This is a genomic window from Streptomyces glaucescens, from assembly GCF_000761215.1.
GTDB lineage: Bacteria > Actinomycetota > Actinomycetes > Streptomycetales > Streptomycetaceae > Streptomyces > Streptomyces glaucescens_B.
Genome location: NZ_CP009438.1, coordinates 387,375 through 403,874, shown reverse-complemented (window position 1 = coordinate 403,874; position 16,500 = coordinate 387,375). Strand labels below are relative to the sequence as shown.

Here is a 16,500-nt window from a genome sequence, read left to right as displayed (position 1 = left end):
CCGGCCGGTGAAACCGCAGGCCGACGCGGTTGCTGTGGTGGCGTCAAGTGGCGCAACACTGCGGCAACACCACACGCGCGAACCCGCCGCTAGGGTCCAGCCATGCCCACCGACCGCATCCGTGACCACGGCGGCCAGGGCGCGCCCACCGTCGCCGCTCACCGTACGCGGCGCCGGCTGCGCGCGGACCAGGCCCGCCAGCTCGCCGACGTCCTGCGCCGCCAGCTCCTCACCGGCGGCTTCCCGGCCGGCGCCCTCCCGCACGAGTCGGCGCTCGCCACCGACTACCGGGCGTCCCGCAACACCGTCCGCCAGGCCCTCGACCTGCTGCGCGCGGAAGGACTGGTGGAGCGCCTGCCCGGGGTGGGCACCGTGGTCGTCGCGGAGAAGTACCCGCACGGTCTGGACCGCCTCATGGGGCTCGCCGAGACCCTGCGCGAACACGGACGCGTCACCAACGAGGTGCGCACGGTGGGACCGGCACCCGCCCCCGCCCCGGTCGCCGAACGGCTGCACGTCCCGCCCGGCAGCGACGTCCTGTACATCGAACGGCTGCGCCGGCTGAACGGCCTGCCCCTGTCCCTCGACCTCACCTACCTCCCGCTGGACGTCGGCTCCGCTCTGCTCGGCTGCGACCTGGAGAACACGGATGTCTTCCGCCTCCTGGAGGACCTCACCGGCCAGCCCCTGGGGCACGCCGAGATCACCCTGGAGGCGGTCAACGCGGACGCCCACTCCGCCGCCGTGCTCCAGGCGCCGCGCGGTGCGGCCGTACTGATGCTGGAACGCCTCACCCACCTGGCCGACGGCCGCCCCGTCGACCTGGAGTTCATCCGCTTCCGCGGCGACCGCATCACCATGAGCGGGCTGCTGCGCCGCGACCTGTGACCCCGTCCTCCCGTCCCCAGCCACACCCCTTCCCCCTCCCTGGAGACAGCCATGCCCTTGGTGCCCCAGCGGGCCGACGTGCCCGTGACCATCGACGAGTCGAAGTGCATCGACGGCTGCACGCTCTGTGTCGACATGTGCCCGCTGGACTCCCTCGCCATCGACGAGCGCAACGGCAAGGCGTACATGCACGTCGACGAGTGCTGGTACTGCGGCCCGTGCGCGGCCCGCTGTCCCACCGGAGCCGTCACGGTCAACATGCCCTACCTGCTCCGGTGAAAGGCCCGAACCAGCATGAAACGCACCGCAGTCGCCGTCTCCGCCCTGGCCCTCCTCGTCCCCCTCAGCGCCTGCGGCGGCGACGCCGGGGCCGGTGACGGCTCCACGGTCACCGTCACCGTCGGCTACCAGTCCAAGACCATCAACACCGTCACCGCCGGCACCCTGCTGCGCTCCCTCGGCTACTTCGAGAAGCAGCTGGACGCGCTCGGCGACGGTGTCACCTACAAGGTCGTCTGGCAGGACTACGCCACAGGGGCGCCGATCACCGCGCAGATGACCGCGGGGAAGATCGACATCGGTTCGATGGGCGACTTCCCGCTGCTCCTCAACGCCGCCCGCGGCCGGCAGCTCGACCGCCCCACCCGGCTGGTCTCCGTCACCGGCTACAACCTGCGCGGCGGACTCAACACCGTGGTCACCGCACCGGACTCACCCCTGCGGTCCCTGACGGACCTCAAGGACAGGAAGGTCTCGACGAGCGTCGGCTCGGCCGCCGACGGCACCCTGGTCCGCGCGCTGCAACGCGCCGGACTCGACCCCGACGAGGACATCGAGAAGCTCAACCAGCAGCCCGCGGTGGGCGCCTCCGCCCTCGCCGCGGGAAGCGCGGACGCGCTGTCGCAGTTCGTGGCCTGGCCGGGTCTGCTCGTCCACCAGGGCAAGGCGAAGGCCCTGTACGACGGCGCCCGGCTGAACCTGCCCACCTTCCACGGCGTCACCGTCCGTGACGACTTCGCGGAACGGCGTCCCGCCGTGCTGGAGGCGTTCCTGAAGGCCCAGACGCAGGCCACCGACTATCTCGGCGACCATCCGGTGGCCGCCGCCGAGAAGGTCGCGAAGGCCACGGGGCTGCCCGCCGAGGTGGTCTACCTGTACAACGGCGCCCACGGCATCGCCACCTTCGACCCGGCCGTGCGGCCGGAACTGGTCGCCGCGCTGAAGGAGGACGTGGCGGTCCTGAAGTCCGCCAAGCTGACCGGCGACGTGGACGTGGACGCCTTCGTCGACGACCGCCCCCTGCGCAAGGCACTCGGCACCGGCTACGCCCGGCGCCTCACCGCCGCGCCCCCGGCCCCGAGGAGCGAGGTGTGGGCCGAGGGCGAGACCGCCACACGGACCTTCGCGACGCCCGCCGGCCTGCTGGAACACGTCGCCCGGCACCCGGACACGGTCCGCGCCGCCTACGTCCCCGACGCCACCACCAAGACCCTCTGGTTCGCCGACCGGGCGGTGTGGGTGGCCGACGGCGAGGAGCTGCTGCCCTTCGTCGCCGCCGACACCGCGCGCGCCTACACCATCGCCCACCCCGGGGCCCGCACCGTCACCTACGCCGAGGCCCTGGAGCGTGCCGCGTGAGCCGGTACGCGCTGCGCGCCGCCTCGGTGACGGCCGCACTGGGCCTGTGGCAGCTGCTGACCGGCCTGGACGTCGACGTGTGGCTGCGCTTCTCGCAGTTCCCCACGGTCACCGACGTGGCCCGGACCCTCGCCGGCCGGCTCTCCGGCCCCGACTACTGGACGGACCTCACCGACAGCCTGACCCGCATCCTCGGCGGCTTCCTGCTGGCCGCCGTGCTGGGTGTGGCGGGGGGCGTGCTCGTGGCCCGCTCCCGGCTCGCCGAGGACCTGCTCGGCCCGCTGCTGGAGATCGTCCGCCCGATCCCGGCGATCGCGCTGGTCCCCGTGGCGATCCTGCTGTTCCCCTCCAACGAACAGGGCATCGTCTTCATCACCTTCACCGCCGCGTTCTTCCCGGTGCTCGTCTCCACGCGGCACGCCGTGCGCGCCCTGACCCCGGTGTGGGAGGAGGCGGTGCGCACCATGGGCGGCGGCCGGTGGCGGATCCTCGGCTCGGTCGTCCTGCCGGGCGCCCTGCCGGGGGTGTTCGGCGGCCTGTCGGTCGGCATCGGCGTCTCGTGGATCTGTGTGATCTCCGCGGAGATGATCTCCGGTCAGTACGGGGTCGGTTACCGCACCTGGCAGGACTACACGGTCGTCGACTACCCGGGCGTCTTCGTCGGCATGGTCACCATCGGGGTCCTCGGCTGGCTCACCTCCACCGCCGTGGAGCTGCTGGGCCGCCGGCTGACCCGCTGGCTGCCGCGCACCTCCTACGGTGCCGCCGCGCGCACCCCCCGGGCGGCGCGTGCGGTCACCGCCCCCGCACCGCCCGCCTCCGCACCGCGGGCACCGGCACCGCCCGCCTCCGGGACCGGTCCGGGACCCGGCCCGGACTCCGGCGCGGGAACCGCCGCCGGCTCCGGCTCCGGAAAGGACGCATCCCGTGACCAGCTCGTCTGACATCCGTCCGGCGGCGCGCACCGGAGCGGCGCTCGCCCTGCGCGACGCCACCCTCGGCCGCCCCGGCTCACCCGCACTGCACCAGGTGGACCTCGACGTCGCCGCCGGTGAGATCCTGGCCGTCGTCGGCGCCTCGGGCTGCGGCAAGTCGACGCTGCTGCGCACCCTGGCCGGACTGCTGGCCCCGCTCGCCGGCGAGGTCACCCAGGACGCGCGGCCCCTCACCGGTCCCTCCGCCGACCGCGCGCTCGTCTTCCAGGAGGACGCGCTGCTGCCCTGGCGCACCCTGCGCGGCAACGTCGAACTCCCGCTCGCCATCCAGTCGGTGCCGCGCGCCGAGCGCCGCACCCGGGCCGACGCCTGGCTCGCCCGGGTCGGACTCGGCGCCCAGGCCCGGCAGTTGCCCCACCGCGTCTCGGGCGGCCAGCGGCAGCGCGCCCAGCTCGCCCGCGCCCTGGCCGCGGCGCCCCGCGCCGTCCTCATGGACGAACCGTTCGGCGCGCTCGACGCCCAGACCCGCGCCGGGATGCAGGACCTGCTCGTGGACGTGCTGCGCGGCACCGGCGCGACCGTGGTCTTCGTCACCCACGACGTGGACGAGGCGCTGTTCCTCGGCGACCGCGTGGCCCTGCTCGGCGGCGGACGGCTGACCGACGTACGCGACGTGCCGCGCCCCCGCGACCGTACCGCCCACGACGACCCGGCACGCGCGGCGCTGCGGCGCGAAGTCCTCTCGTCCCTCGCTTCCTGAAAGGCCCTGTGGTGGACCCTCTGCTGGCGATCCCCGCCCTCACCGACGCCGAAGAACTCACCTGCGACGTGCTCGTCATCGGCGGCGGCACGGCCGGCACGATGGCGGCACTGACCGCCGCCGAGCACGGCGCGCGCGTGCTGCTCCTGGAGAAGGCGCACGTCCGGCACTCCGGGGCGCTCGCCATGGGCATGGACGGCGTCAACAACGCGGTCATCCCGGGCCGCGCCGACCCCGACGACTACGTCGCCGAGATCACCCGCGCCAACGACGGCATCGTCGACCAGTCCACCGTCCGGCAGACCGCGACCCGCGGCTTCGCCATGGTGCGGCGGCTGGAGTCGTACGGCGTGAAGTTCGAGAAGGACGAGCACGGCGAGTACGCGGTCCGCCAGGTGCACCGCTCCGGCTCCTACGTCCTGCCCATGCCGGAGGGCAAGGACGTCAAGAAGGTGCTCTACCGGCAGTTGCGGCGGCGCGAGATGCGGGAGCGGATCCGCATCGAGAACCGGGTGATGCCGGTGCGGGTGCTCACCGCACGGGGGCGGGCGGTGGGCGCGGCCGGATTCCACACCCGTACGGGCGCGTTCGTCACCGTCCGCGCCGGTGCCGTGATCCTCGCCACCGGCGCCTGCGGCCGCCTCGGCCTGCCCGCCTCCGGCTATCTGTACGGCACCTACGAGAACCCGACCAACGCCGGCGACGGCTACGCGATGGCCTACCACGCGGGCGCCGAGCTGACCGGCATCGAATGCTTCCAGATCAACCCGCTGATCAAGGACTACAACGGCCCGGCCTGCGCCTACGTCGCCAACCCGTTCGGCGGCTACCAGGTCAACCGGCACGGGGAACGCTTCGTCGACTCCGACTACTGGTCCGGCCAGATGATGGCCGAGTTCGCGACGGAGGTGGCAGGCGACCGGGGACCGGTGTACCTGAAGCTGAGCCACCTGCCCGAGGAGTCGGTCGCGGCCCTGGAATCCATCCTGCACACCACCGAGCGGCCCACCCGCGGCACCTTCCACGCGGGCCGCGGCCACGACTACCGCACCCACGACGTGGAGATGCACATCTCCGAGATCGGCCTGTGCGGCGGCCACTCCGCCTCCGGCGTACGCGTGGACGACCACGCCCGCACCACCGTGCCCCGGCTGTACGCGGCCGGCGACCTCGCCTGCGTCCCGCACAACTACATGATCGGCGCGTTCGTCTTCGGCGACCTCGCGGGCGCGGACGCCGCCCGCCACCGGGCCTACGACGGTGAGCTGCCCGCCGACCAGCTCCGCGAGGCGCACGAGCTGATCTACCGGCCGCTGCGCCGGCCCGACGGTCTGCCGCAGCCGCAGGTCGAGTACAAGCTGCGCCGCTTCGTCAACGACTACGTGGCCCCGCCGAAGTCCGGCGCCCGGCTGTCACTGGCGCTCGAGGCGTTCGAGCGGACGCGCACCGACATCGCCGCGCTGGGCGCGCGCACCCCGCACGAGCTGATGCGCTGCGTGGAGGTCTCCTTCATCCGGGACTGCGCGGAGATGGCGGCCCGGGCCTCCCTCGCCCGCACCGAGTCCCGCTGGGGCCTCTACCACGACCGGCTCGACCACCCGCGGCGCGACGACACGTCCTGGTTCCACCACCTCGACCTGCGCAAGTCCGCCTCCGGCGCCATGGAGTTCACCACCCGTCCCGTCGCCCCGTACCTCGTTCCGGTCGACGGCTACAGCCCGGCCGGCGGTCCCTCCCGGCACCTGGGCGAGGTCCACCCGGAGCAGGTGGCGACGGCGGGGGCCAGGGAGGTCGCGCCGGTGACGCCGGGCCGGGATCCGGGCCGAGCCCGCGCCGCCGCGGCGCCCGCGGCGCCGCAGAGGGAGGCCGCGGCCTCACCGCGTCTGCTCGAACTCCTCGCCCTCGCCGAGGCGGAACCCGAACCGGCCGTGCTCGGGAGCTACTTGTCCGACCCCGACCCCGCCGTGCGCCGCACGGCCGTCACCGTGCTGACGGAGACCGTGCCGCCGGGCACCGGGACGGCACTGGCGACGGCGCTCACCGACCCCGACCCCGGGGTGCGCGCCGCCGCCGCGGCCTCCCTGCGGGAACTGGTGGAGACCCTGCCCCGGGAACCGGCACTGCGCGACGCCCTCGCCGCCGCCCTGGACGAGGCCGATCCGGTCGTCCGCGCGGCCGCCCTGGACGTGCTGCGGGCCCTGCGCCTGGGGGACACCGCACTGTTCACGGCTCCGCTGTCGGACCCGGACACCGCCGTGCGGGTCGCCGCCGTGCGGGCGCTGGTGTCGGTGGACGCCGTATCCGAACTGGCCCGCGCGGCCGGCGCCGACCCCTCCCGCGAGGTGCGCGTCACCCTCGCCAAGGCCCTGGCCACCGTGGACGCCGCGCCGGACGTGGTGCACGCGGCCCTCACCGGCCTCGTCGACGATCCCGACGCACTGGTACGTGCGGCGGCCTACGCCGCGCTGGGCACCGTCGGCTGCCCGGCGCCCCTGGCCGGCCGCGCCGAGAGGGCCCTCGCCGACCCGGCCTGGCAGGTACGGGCGGGCGCCGCCACGGCCCTGTCCCTCGCCGAACCCGGTCCGGCCGTGCGGGCACTCGCCAAGGCCGTCGCCGATCCCAACGCCGACGTCCGCAAGGCCGCGGTCCTGGCGCTGACCCGGCACCGCGCCGCCGAGGAAGCCCGCACGGCCCTGGCCGCCGCGACCGGCGACCCGGACGCGGACGTCCGGGCGTACGCGGCACGGGCGCTGTGACCGGCGCACGCGTCGGCCGCCGGGGCCGGGGAGTTCCCCGACGCGCCCGCGTCACCCGAGGTCGGGATTCAGGTGAAACAGGTGCATCTATGGTGTTCCGATGCGACCTGTTCCCACATGGGCGTTGGTGCCGTCAGGGTGTGCGCCGCTCGTGCTGGTCGCCGGATGGACGGTCGCGGCGCTGCCCGAGGGGCCCGCCTACGACCCGGTGACGCAGACGATCAGCGTCCTTGCCGCCTACGGGGCGGCGGGGTTCTGGGTGATGACCGGGGCGCTGGCCGCACTGGGCGTCTGCCATCTGCTCACCGCCTGGGCGCTGCGTCCGGCGGCCCGCGCCGGCCGGCTGGCGCTGGGCGGCGGCGGGGTGGCGGCGCTGGCGGTCGCGGTGGTCCCGGTGCCCGGCAGTGGCGGGTCCCTGCGCCACGGCTCCCTCGCGGCGGCCGGCTTCGCCCTGCTGGCGCTGTGGCCCCTCCTGGCCGCCGGCCGCCGGGGGACCGCGGTCCCCTGGGGGCTGCGGCCCGGGCCCGCGCTCCTCGCGACCGCGCTGATGGGCGCCGGCGCGGTCTGGTTCCTGGTGGAGGCGCGTCAGCACGGCGGGGCCATCGGGGTGGCCGAGCGGCTGGTGACGTTCCTTCAGTCCGTCTGGCCGTTCGTGGTCGTCACGTCCTGCCTGCGCCACCAGGACCGGCCGCGTGGCCGCCGCGGACGGCCGCGGGACCACTGCGACGGCCCGGCGGCGGGCCCGTCGGGGGCCGGCTCCACGCCACCCCACTTTTGAACATGTTCAATTCCAGGCGTACGCTGCCGGCATGAGTGATACGAGCGGCAGAGCCGCCCTGTTGAGGCGCATACGTGCCTGGCTGGTCCTCTTCGTCGTCTGCCTGGTGCTGAGCGGAGTCACGGCGTTCCCCCTGGTGCACGAGCTGCGCTGGACCGAGGCGGCACTGCGGGCGCTGTCCGCGTCCGAGTACCTGCCGGGGCTGACGGGGTGGATCGAGCACGTCCGTGACGGGCTCGACACCGTGGACGCCCGCTACCCGTTCGTGCTCTACGGCACCGACTGGCTGGCCTTCGCCCACCTCGTCATCGCGGTCGCCTTCCTCGGCCCCTACCGCGACCCCGTGCGCAACATCTGGGTCGTCGAGTTCGGCATGATCGCCTGCGCCGGCGTCATCCCGCTGGCGCTGGTCTGCGGCCCCCTGCGCGGCATTCCCTTCGGGTGGACGCTGATCGACATGTCCTTCGGGATCTTCGGAGTGATCCCGCTCCACGTCGTACGGCGTGACATCAAACGGCTGGCGGCCCTGACGCCGAACCCCTGGACCGCGCCCGCCGCCTGACCGGGCCGTCCCGCACGGTGCCGGGACGCCGCACGCCCGCGGCCCGGCCGGGACGCCCGGGGCGCCGGCTCATGGCCCGGCTCCGGCTGGGTACTCGGCGAGCTGCAAGCGACCGAGGTGAGGAGCCGACGATGTCCGAGCCGAACGACCAGGACATGAGCCACCCGCTGGAGCAGGTCACCGGCGAACGCGACGTGCCCCCCGAGGAGGACACCAGCCGCACCGGGGACGAGGAGACGACGGCCCGTCCCGAGGACGCCGAGGGCGAGGCGCTGCCGCCGGAGGAGGCGCCGTGACCCAGTCCATCGCCGAGCGGAGTGCTGCCGACCTGGGAGGGAAAGGCAGCATTCTGCTGCGGCAGCGCCGGGACCACGCCACCCTCGACCGGCTGATGGACGACTGGCTCGCGGCCGGCGCGGCCGACCCGCGTCGCGAGCGCCTGTGGCAGGACATCGTCCAGTTGGTCTTCAGCCACGCCTTCGCCGAGGAGACCGTGCTGTGGCCGGTGCTGCGCCGGGTGTCGCCGGCCGGGGAGGAGCTGACCGCCCAGGTCGAGGAGGAGCACCAGGCCATCAACGACCTGCTGGCCCGGGTCGAGAAGGCGGACCCGGACGATCCCCGGCGCGACGCGTGGATCGAGGAGGCCTTCGTCCTCATCCGCGAGGACATCCGCGACGAGGAGGACGTGCTCCTGCCGCGGCTGCGTGACGCGCTGGGGGACCGGCAGCTGCGGCGCCTCGGTGCCGCCTGGGAGGCCGTACGCCGAACCGCCCCGACCCACCCGCACCCCGCCGTGCCGCGCCGTCCGCCCGGGAACGCGGTGCTCGGTGTGCCGCTCAGCGGCTTCGACCGGCTGCGCGACCTCGCACCGGCGCGCGGCCCGTCGTCACCCCGCGCGGGCCGGCTCGTCGTGGCGCTGATCGCCGTCGGCGGCGTCGTCCTCGGCCGGAGGCTTCTGCGGCGAACCGCCGCTCACCTGTGACGCGGGGGGTGTCACCAGAGCGACGGATGCTTATTCGATGGTCATCAGGGAACTCGGAGGGCACGGTCCGTAGCCGTGAGTTCCCGTGAGGAGAAACAGCACATGTCGACCAGCCCGACCCAGGTTCCGACCGGCAGTTCCACGCCCCCGCCAGGGGCGCGGACCGCCGACACGCGCCGGGGAGGTGGTGCGTGATGTGCGGCCTCAGCGGAGAAATACGCTTCGACGGTGAGCGGCCCGATCTCGCGGCCGTGCAGCGCATGAGCGACCGGCTCGCCGCCCGCGGCCCGGACGGCGAGGGCATCTGGTCGCGCGGCCCCGTGGCCCTGGCCCACCGCCGGCTGAAGATCATCGACCTGTCCGACCTCGGGGCCCAGCCGATGACGGACGCCGACGACGAGGTCACCGGTGTCTTCAACGGATGCATCTACAACTACCGTGAACTGAGCGAGGAGCTGCGGCGCCTCGGCCACCGCTTCCGGTCGACCTCCGACACCGAGGTCGTCCTGCACGCGTACCGGCAGTGGGGGACCGCCTGCGTCGACCACTTCTACGGCATGTTCGCGTTCGCGATCTTCGAGCACCGGACCGGCCGGCTGGTCCTGGGGCGCGACCGGCTCGGCATCAAGCCGCTCTACCTGGCCGAGGGCCCCGGACGCCTGCGGTTCGCCTCCTCGCTCCCGGCGCTGCTCGCGGGCGGGGAGGTCGACACGTCCCTCGACCCGGTCGCCGTCCACCAGTACCTCAGCTGGCACGCGACCGTGGCGGCACCCCGGACCGTGCTCAACGGCGTGCGCAAGCTGCCGCCGGCCACCGTACGCGTGGTGGAGCCGGACGGCAGCCACCAGGACCACCGCTACTGGCAGCCGTCGTACACCCGCCGCCCCGAGTACGCCGACATGAGCCCGACCGAGTGGCGGGACGCGGTGCTCGACGCGCTGCGCACCGCCGTACGCCGCCGGATGGTCTCCGACGTGCCCGTGGGCGTGCTGCTCTCCGGGGGCCTGGACTCCAGCCTCATCGTCGCGCTGCTGGCCGACGAGGGACAGCGGGATCTCGCCACGTTCAGCGTGGGCTTCGAGTCGGAGGGCGGCGCCGAGGGCGACGAGTTCGAGTACTCCGACCTCATCGCCAAGGAGTTCGCCACCGACCACCACCGGCTGATGGTGCCCTCCGACCGCCTGCCGACGGCGCTCGACGGAGCGATCGCGGCGATGAGCGAGCCGATGATCAGTCATGACGTCGTCGCCTTCCACCTGCTGTCCGAGCAGGTGGCCAAGGAGGTGAAGGTCGTCCAGAGCGGGCAGGGGGCCGACGAGGTCTTCGCCGGCTACCACTGGTACCCGGCGCTGGCCGAGCCCTCCCGCGAGGGGGCGGCCGACAGGTACGCCGAGACGTACTTCGACCGCTCCCACGCCGACCTCTCCCGGGTGCTGCGGCCGGAGATGCTCCCGCCGGACGACGTCGCCACCCGTTTCGTGCGGGAGCACATGGCGGCGCCGGGGGCCGAGACCGCGCTCGACGCCGCACTGCGGCTCGACACGCACGTCATGCTCGTGGACGATCCCGTCAAGCGGGTCGACAACATGACCATGGACTGGGGACTGGAAGCCCGGGTGCCCTTCCTGGACCATGAACTGGTGGAGCTCGCGGCCGCCTGCCCGCCGGAGCTGAAACTGGCCGACGGCGGCAAGGGCGTCCTGAAGGACGCGGGCCGCAAACTGCTGCCCCACGAGGTGGTCGACCGGCCGAAGGGGTACTTCCCGGTCCCGGCCATCACCCACATGGCCGGACCTGTCCTGGAACGGGTCCGGGAGGCACTCCAGGCCCCGGAGGCGAAGCGGCGCGGGCTCTACCAGGACTCGTACCTCGCCGAACTCCTGGCGGCCCCCGACGAGCACCGCACCCGGCGCGGGGCGAACGCCCTGTGGCAGGTGGCCCTGTTGGAGATATGGCTTCAGACGCACGGAATATGACCGACGCACGCGTCGCGGACGGCACGCAGGACGTGACCGGCACGGACGGGGTGACCGGCACGGACACCGCAAGCGGCACGGACGGCGTGGCGGGCACCGGCGCGGCGGACCCCGGACGGCGCGAGCGCGCGGCGTTCCTGGCGCCGCGCCGGCCCGCCGCGACGGTGCCGGACACGGACGGCGGCAGGGGCCTCGCCCAGGCCGCCCCCGCCCTCGTTCCGCTCACCGACGCCTCCGGCCCGCGGGACGCCACGACACGGCTCACCGCGCACGGCTGCTGGTACCCGTCGGCCGACCCGGCCGGCACCCGCGTAGCCTTCATCTGCGACCGCGGGGGAGTGCCCCAGCTCTGGACGGGACCCGTGGACGGCGGCGAGGTGCGGCTGCTGGACGCCGGACCGGACCCGGTGCGCGAGGTCTCCTGGTCACCGGACGGCCGCTGGATCGCGTACACCACGGCCCCCGGCGGCGGCGAGCACTCACGCGTGCTGTGCGTACGCCCCGACGGGACCGGCCGCCGCATCCTCGCCGGAGCCGAGCCCGGCACCACGGCCTACCTGGGCTGCTGGGCGCACGACGGGTCGGCCGTCGCGGTGACCGTGGCCGTCCCGACGGGCCTGCAGCCGGCCCCCGTCCCCGAGATCCCGGCCGAGACCGGCGAGAGCGGCGGGTCCGGCGGCCGGCTGCCGGCCGGCTGGTCCGGACACGAGGGCGAGGCCGTGCTCCTCGGGCCCAGCCCCCTCACCGCGACACGGCCCAGGACGGCGCCGCAGGGCGGCACCGCGGCGCCCCGCCCGCGGGTCACCGCGCTCCTCACCGGTCTGCACGGGGGAGCGGCCCCGCAGTCCCCGGCCGCACGGCTCGGCCGGCTCACGCCGAGCGCCGGATTCGGCGACGGGCTGTCGGCCTACCTGATCGACCCCGACGGCGCGGCCGCCCCCGTCCTGCTGGCCGCCGAGAAGGACGCGGCGACGCTGCGCGTGTGCGACCTCAGCCCCGACGGCGGCCTCGCCCTGCTGCGGCGCGGCCCGCGCGGACGGCGCGAGGCGGTGCTGGTCCGCACCGCCGACCTCGCCACGACCTGCGTGTGGCCGGTCGCCGACGGTGATCCGTGGATCGGCCGGTTCTCTCCCCGGGCGGACACCGTGTGGCTGCGCAGCGACGCGGACCGCGAGTTCGCGGCCCTGCTCGCCGCCCGGCTGGACGACGAGGGCCGTCCGCACGGCTGGTCGGTCGTGGCGGAACGGGCGGGCAGCGACCTGGAACTGCTGTCCTTCGGGCACGACGGCCGCACGGCCGTGCTGGCCTGGAACGTCCGGGGCGCGAGCGATCTGGAGGTCGTCACCGCGCCGCCGCCCGCACCGGCCACGGCCGCCGCGGGCCACACCGGCCCGTCCCGGTCCGTGCCCCTGCCGCACGAGGTGGTCACCCGTGTCGTGCCGGCCGGCCCGGCGGGGCTGATGCTGGCCCTGTCCGGCTCACAGCGCCGGCCCGGCCTGTGGTGGCTGCCCGAAGGCGTCGAACCGGTGCGCACACCCTGGTCCTCCCGGGACGAGGACGCGGTGCCGCCGGGCCGCCCGCCCGTGCGACCGGTGCAGATGCGGTTGACCGCGCGGGACGGGCTGCCGCTGAACGGCTGGTACTACCGCGCGCCGGGCCGCGGCCCCGGCGAACCGGCCCCCTGCGTGATCCATCTGCACGGGGGCCCGGAGGAGCAGGAACGCCCCGTCTTCAACCCGCTGTACCACGAGATCCTCGGTCGTGGCCTCGACATCTTCGCACCCGACGTGCGCGGCTCCTCGGGCCATGGACGCTCGTTCGTGGACGCCGATCTGGGCAGCGGCCGGTTCGCCGCGCTGGACGACGTCGCCGACTGCGCCGCACACGCGATCCTGGCCGGTCCGGCCGATCCGGCGCGGCTCGCCGTGATGGGCCGCTCGTACGGGGGCTACCTCACGTTCGCCTCCCTCGTCTGGCACCCCGAACTGTTCCGCACGGGGGTCGCGGTGTGCGGCATGTCCGACTTCGCGACGTTCTTCGAGGGCACCGAACCGTGGATCGCGCAGTCGGCGGCGCACAAGTACGGGCATCCCGAGCGTGACGCCGAGCTGCTGCGCGCGCTGTCGCCCATGACGCGGATCGACGCGCTGCGCGTCCCGGTGCTCGCCGTCCACGGCGAACACGACACCAACGTCCCTCCGCAGGAGTCCGAACAGTTCGTGCGGGCGGCACGTGAACGCGGACAGGCCGCCGAGCTGCTCACACTGCGCAACGAGGGCCACGACTTCCTGCGCGCCGACAACCGGCGGCTGTTCCGCCGGGCCGCCGCGGACTGGCTCCAGCGGCACCTCCTCGGCTGACCGGACGACCGGGGCGGCAGCGCAGGCCGTGTCTCACTCCGTGTCCGCGGGGAGGTAGTAGGTCTGCCTGAGGAACGCGGCCATGTCCCGCAGGGCCTGGGTGTACCCGGCGCGGTACCGCGCGTCCACGTCGGTGCGCCGGCCCTCGGCCTCCGCCCACGCGTCCAGCCGGAGGGCGATCCGCAGATGGTTGCGGTACAGGGCGCCCTGACCGCCGTCCAGGGCGGCGCGCGCACGCCCCTCGTCCCAGTCCTCCAGGCCACTGGTGTCGAAGGCGAGCAGTTCGTCGTCCGGCTGCGGCACGGGTTCACTCCCCGTCGGCTGGTTGCGGTGAACGGTTCACCTGGTCGTGGGCGGGCACCCGCCGAGGCACCTGGGAAACCCCCGAACGACCGGAGGCCGGCGGATGATCGACGAGACCCATGTCAGGCGACTTCATGATGCCCGCAGCGAGGACGCCGCGCTCGTCCTGCTGGAAGGCAGGGCACACGTGGTCGACCACGCCGCGCCGGACGAGGAGGGGCCGGCGGGAGCCCTGCTCGTGATCACCAGGCGGGACCTGGTGGACCGTCTCGGCCCGGCGCCGACCGACGGCGAGGTGCGCGACCTGGCCCGGATCCTCACCGACCTGGCCGGCAAACTCGGCGCCTGACCCGCCGGGGCCGCGGCCCGTCACGGCATCACGGTGGCCTCGGTGAGCATGTCGACCACGGCACCGGGGCCGCCGTCGGCCAGCGTCTGGCGCTGCCGGTCCGCGCCCGTGCCGTGCTGCATCAGACGGTGGACGAGCGCGGTGACCTCCCGGGTGTCACCGGCCTCCTCGAGCGCGGGCGCGATGCGTTCGAGGAGCTGGTACACCACGTCACCGGCGCGGCAGCGCCGGCCGGCGGGATCGAGCAGGTCCCCGCTCAGGCCGTGCCGGGCGGCCTGCCACATGGCGGCCTTCAGCAGCTCGGGGTCCGTCTCCGGCGCCGGACGCCCGGCGCCCGCGTCCCGCATGGCCGTCTCCACCAGGCCGCGCACGAGCCCGGCGAACATCACGGCGTCGTCGGTGCGCGGCTGGACGTCCACACAGCGCACCTCGACGGTGGGGTAGCGCTCGCACAGCCGGGCCTGCCAGTACAGCTGGCCGCTGTCGGCGATCACGCCGGTGGACAGCAGCCGCCGCATCCGCAGGTCGTAGTCGGTGTCGTCGGCGAAGTGCGGCGGGACGCCGCTGACGGGCCACCGGTCGAAGACGATGGTGCGCCAGCTCGCGAAACCCGTGTCGTGCCCGTCCCACAGCGGGGAGTTCGCCCCCATGGCGGTCAGCGTGGGCAGCCACGGCCGCAGCCGGTTCAGCACCTCGACGCCGGAACGACGGCTGGGCACCGCGACGTGCACGTGCATGCCGTTGACCATCTGCTCCGCCACCAGCTGGGGCGCCTGCCGCAGCATCGCCCGGTACCGGGCCTTGTCCGTGACCGGTACGGCCGCGTCCTGCGCCATGGGGGCGGTGCCGCTGGCCATGATGCGGCAGCCGTGCGTCTCCGCCGCGAGGGCCACGGCGTGCCGCAGCCGCAGCAGGTGCCCGCCGACCTCCTCCAGCGTGCCGCAGACCGGCGTGGCCACCTCCACCTGGGCCTGCAGCAGCTCGAGCTGGACCTCGTCGGCCGCGACGAACCGCTCCAGACCGGCCGCGGCCCGCACCTTCTCGCCGTACGGGCTGAGCCTTCCCGTGGCCACGTCGACGAGCAGGTACTCCTCTTCCACACCGACGGTTGTCATGTGCACCTTCCCTGCTCGCCGGGCACCGCTCCGGCAACGCGGCGGTGCGCTCCTGCGTACCGGGGCCGCTCCTCACGGTGCCCGTAAGTCGCCCCGCCGTCCCGAGGGGCGCCGGACAAGTGCCGTGCCTGCGCCGTTCCAAACGTGAGGCGATCAACGTGCCCGAACACGGATGGGAACGCGCAGTCGGGGGCACTCGCCGAGCCGTGAGGGGACCTGCCCCTGGATTCAGTATGTGCGAGGGAGGCGCTGTGCGCGGAAGGAAAGTCCTGCAACCCGGCGTCGGCCTGGCGTTCGCGCACGGCGCCTTCAACATCGCGGGCGGGCTGTGGCCACTGGTGCACCTGCGCAGCTTCGAGTGGGTCTTCGGACCCAAGACCGACGAGTGGCTGCAGATGACGACCGGGGGACTGCTGGTGTCCGCGGGCGTCGCGCAGCTCGCGGCGGCGCCGGCCCCCCGGGGCCCGGCCCAGGCGCGCCGCATCGGTCTGGGCACCGCCCTGACCCTGCTGGCCGTCGACCTCGTCTACGTGCCGAAGGGACGGATCCGTCCCACGTATCTGCTCGACGCCGCGATGCAGACGGGCTGGATCGCGGCCTGGCTGCGCACGGCACGCCCGGGGCGCCCCACGACAGCCTGAGAGCACAGACCCGATCGACGACATGGAGGTTCCGGAATGAGTGAGCACACCCCGTCCCAGGCGGAGGGCGAGCCGGAGGACACCGGCCGCCGCGACGTGCCGCGGACGACCCCGTCCCAGGCGGAGGGCGAGGACACGGGGAGCCAGGGGGACGACACGGGGCGGGAGGGCGAGGAGTGACGGCCGGCCGGACCGGGCCGTGACGGGCGCGGGCCCCCGGGTGCGGACCTCCGCTCCCGGCCCGCCGCTCCGGAGCGGCGGCCCGTACTCCCTCTTCGCCGGCCGCGTCCCCCTCGGACGCGGCCGGCGCCGCGCTTGCGGGCGCGGGCGCCGGGAAGCCGGTTCGGCGCGCCGGGCCCCAGGTGTGAACCGCCGTGTCCGGGGCATGAGGCGGTGTCGTCCGTGCGCGGACTCGTCACCCCGCCCCGACCGGGGTTGCTTTCCACCGTCCGGATGG

17 protein-coding genes are annotated in these 16,500 nt (G+C 74.4%); 15 read left to right on the top strand and 2 right to left on the bottom strand.

Annotated features, from left to right (window positions below):
• Positions 1-102 precede the first annotated feature (102 nt).
• The 12 genes from SGLAU_RS01650 (at position 103) to SGLAU_RS01595 (ending at position 13,635) form a co-directional block, all read left to right on the top strand.
• Entirely contained in the window at positions 103-888 is a 786-nt protein-coding gene (locus tag SGLAU_RS01650) for a GntR family transcriptional regulator (protein WP_043497680.1), read from the top strand.
• Between the two features lie 51 nt (positions 889-939).
• Complete coding sequence (locus SGLAU_RS01645; protein ID WP_043497678.1) at positions 940-1,167, top strand: ferredoxin family protein; 228 nt, start codon at positions 940-942, stop codon at positions 1,165-1,167.
• 15 nt (positions 1,168-1,182) lie between these two features.
• On the top strand, positions 1,183-2,526 hold the full coding sequence (locus SGLAU_RS01640; protein WP_043497677.1) for an ABC transporter substrate-binding protein: 1,344 nt from the start codon (positions 1,183-1,185) through the stop codon (positions 2,524-2,526).
• Positions 2,523-3,470 (top strand): ABC transporter permease, encoded by a 948-nt coding sequence (locus tag SGLAU_RS01635; protein WP_244315158.1) that lies wholly within the window; start codon positions 2,523-2,525, stop codon positions 3,468-3,470. Before SGLAU_RS01640 ends, SGLAU_RS01635 begins: the two co-directional genes overlap by 4 nt.
• A complete protein-coding gene (locus SGLAU_RS01625) occupies positions 3,454-4,221 on the top strand; it encodes an ABC transporter ATP-binding protein (RefSeq protein WP_043497675.1) in 768 nt (255 codons plus the stop codon). Before SGLAU_RS01635 ends, SGLAU_RS01625 begins: the two co-directional genes overlap by 17 nt.
• An 11-nt stretch (positions 4,222-4,232) precedes the next feature.
• Complete coding sequence (locus tag SGLAU_RS01620; RefSeq protein ID WP_099052897.1) at positions 4,233-6,977, top strand: fumarate reductase/succinate dehydrogenase flavoprotein subunit; 2,745 nt, start codon at positions 4,233-4,235, stop codon at positions 6,975-6,977.
• Positions 6,978-7,077: 100 nt separating this feature from the next.
• Positions 7,078-7,755: a DUF998 domain-containing protein gene (locus SGLAU_RS01615; RefSeq protein ID WP_078957550.1), complete on the top strand. Its 678-nt coding sequence runs from the start codon at positions 7,078-7,080 to the stop codon at positions 7,753-7,755.
• A 31-nt stretch (positions 7,756-7,786) separates the two neighbouring features.
• On the top strand, positions 7,787-8,317 hold the full coding sequence (locus SGLAU_RS01610) for a hypothetical protein (protein WP_043497671.1): 531 nt from the start codon (positions 7,787-7,789) through the stop codon (positions 8,315-8,317).
• A 131-nt stretch (positions 8,318-8,448) separates the two neighbouring features.
• A complete protein-coding gene (locus SGLAU_RS35160; RefSeq protein WP_159072751.1) occupies positions 8,449-8,613 on the top strand; it encodes a hypothetical protein in 165 nt (54 codons plus the stop codon).
• A complete protein-coding gene (locus SGLAU_RS01605; protein ID WP_043497670.1) occupies positions 8,610-9,299 on the top strand; it encodes a hemerythrin domain-containing protein in 690 nt (229 codons plus the stop codon). The genes SGLAU_RS35160 and SGLAU_RS01605 overlap by 4 nt, the downstream gene beginning before the upstream one ends.
• 194 nt (positions 9,300-9,493) lie before the next feature.
• Positions 9,494-11,275 carry an N-acetylglutaminylglutamine amidotransferase gene (locus tag SGLAU_RS01600; protein WP_043497668.1) on the top strand — a complete coding sequence of 594 codons (1,782 nt, stop codon included), beginning with the start codon at positions 9,494-9,496 and terminating at the stop codon, positions 11,273-11,275.
• Positions 11,272-13,635, top strand: coding sequence for a prolyl oligopeptidase family serine peptidase (locus SGLAU_RS01595; RefSeq protein ID WP_078957549.1), 2,364 nt, complete (start codon positions 11,272-11,274; stop codon positions 13,633-13,635). Before SGLAU_RS01600 ends, SGLAU_RS01595 begins: the two co-directional genes overlap by 4 nt.
• A gap of 33 nt (positions 13,636-13,668) precedes the next feature.
• Here the strand turns inward: SGLAU_RS01595 and SGLAU_RS01590 are convergent, their stop codons facing one another.
• Positions 13,669-13,938: a hypothetical protein gene (locus SGLAU_RS01590; RefSeq protein ID WP_043497666.1), complete on the bottom strand. Its 270-nt coding sequence runs from the start codon at positions 13,936-13,938 to the stop codon at positions 13,669-13,671.
• A 103-nt stretch (positions 13,939-14,041) separates the two neighbouring features.
• Between SGLAU_RS01590 and SGLAU_RS01585 the strand changes: the two genes are divergently transcribed.
• On the top strand, positions 14,042-14,287 hold the full coding sequence (locus SGLAU_RS01585; protein WP_043497664.1) for a hypothetical protein: 246 nt from the start codon (positions 14,042-14,044) through the stop codon (positions 14,285-14,287).
• Between the two features lie 20 nt (positions 14,288-14,307).
• On the opposite strand, the gene SGLAU_RS01580 is transcribed toward SGLAU_RS01585, so the two are convergent.
• Positions 14,308-15,402 carry a glutamate--cysteine ligase gene (locus SGLAU_RS01580; protein ID WP_043497663.1) on the bottom strand — a complete coding sequence of 365 codons (1,095 nt, stop codon included), beginning with the start codon at positions 15,400-15,402 and terminating at the stop codon, positions 14,308-14,310.
• Positions 15,403-15,653: 251 nt separating this feature from the next.
• On the opposite strand from SGLAU_RS01580, the gene SGLAU_RS01575 reads away from it, so the two are divergent.
• Positions 15,654-16,043, top strand: coding sequence for a hypothetical protein (locus SGLAU_RS01575; protein ID WP_244315157.1), 390 nt, complete (start codon positions 15,654-15,656; stop codon positions 16,041-16,043).
• Positions 16,044-16,079: 36 nt separating this feature from the next.
• Positions 16,080-16,223 (top strand): hypothetical protein, encoded by a 144-nt coding sequence (locus SGLAU_RS35565; RefSeq protein WP_167551848.1) that lies wholly within the window; start codon positions 16,080-16,082, stop codon positions 16,221-16,223.
• Positions 16,224-16,500: the final 277 nt, after the last annotated feature.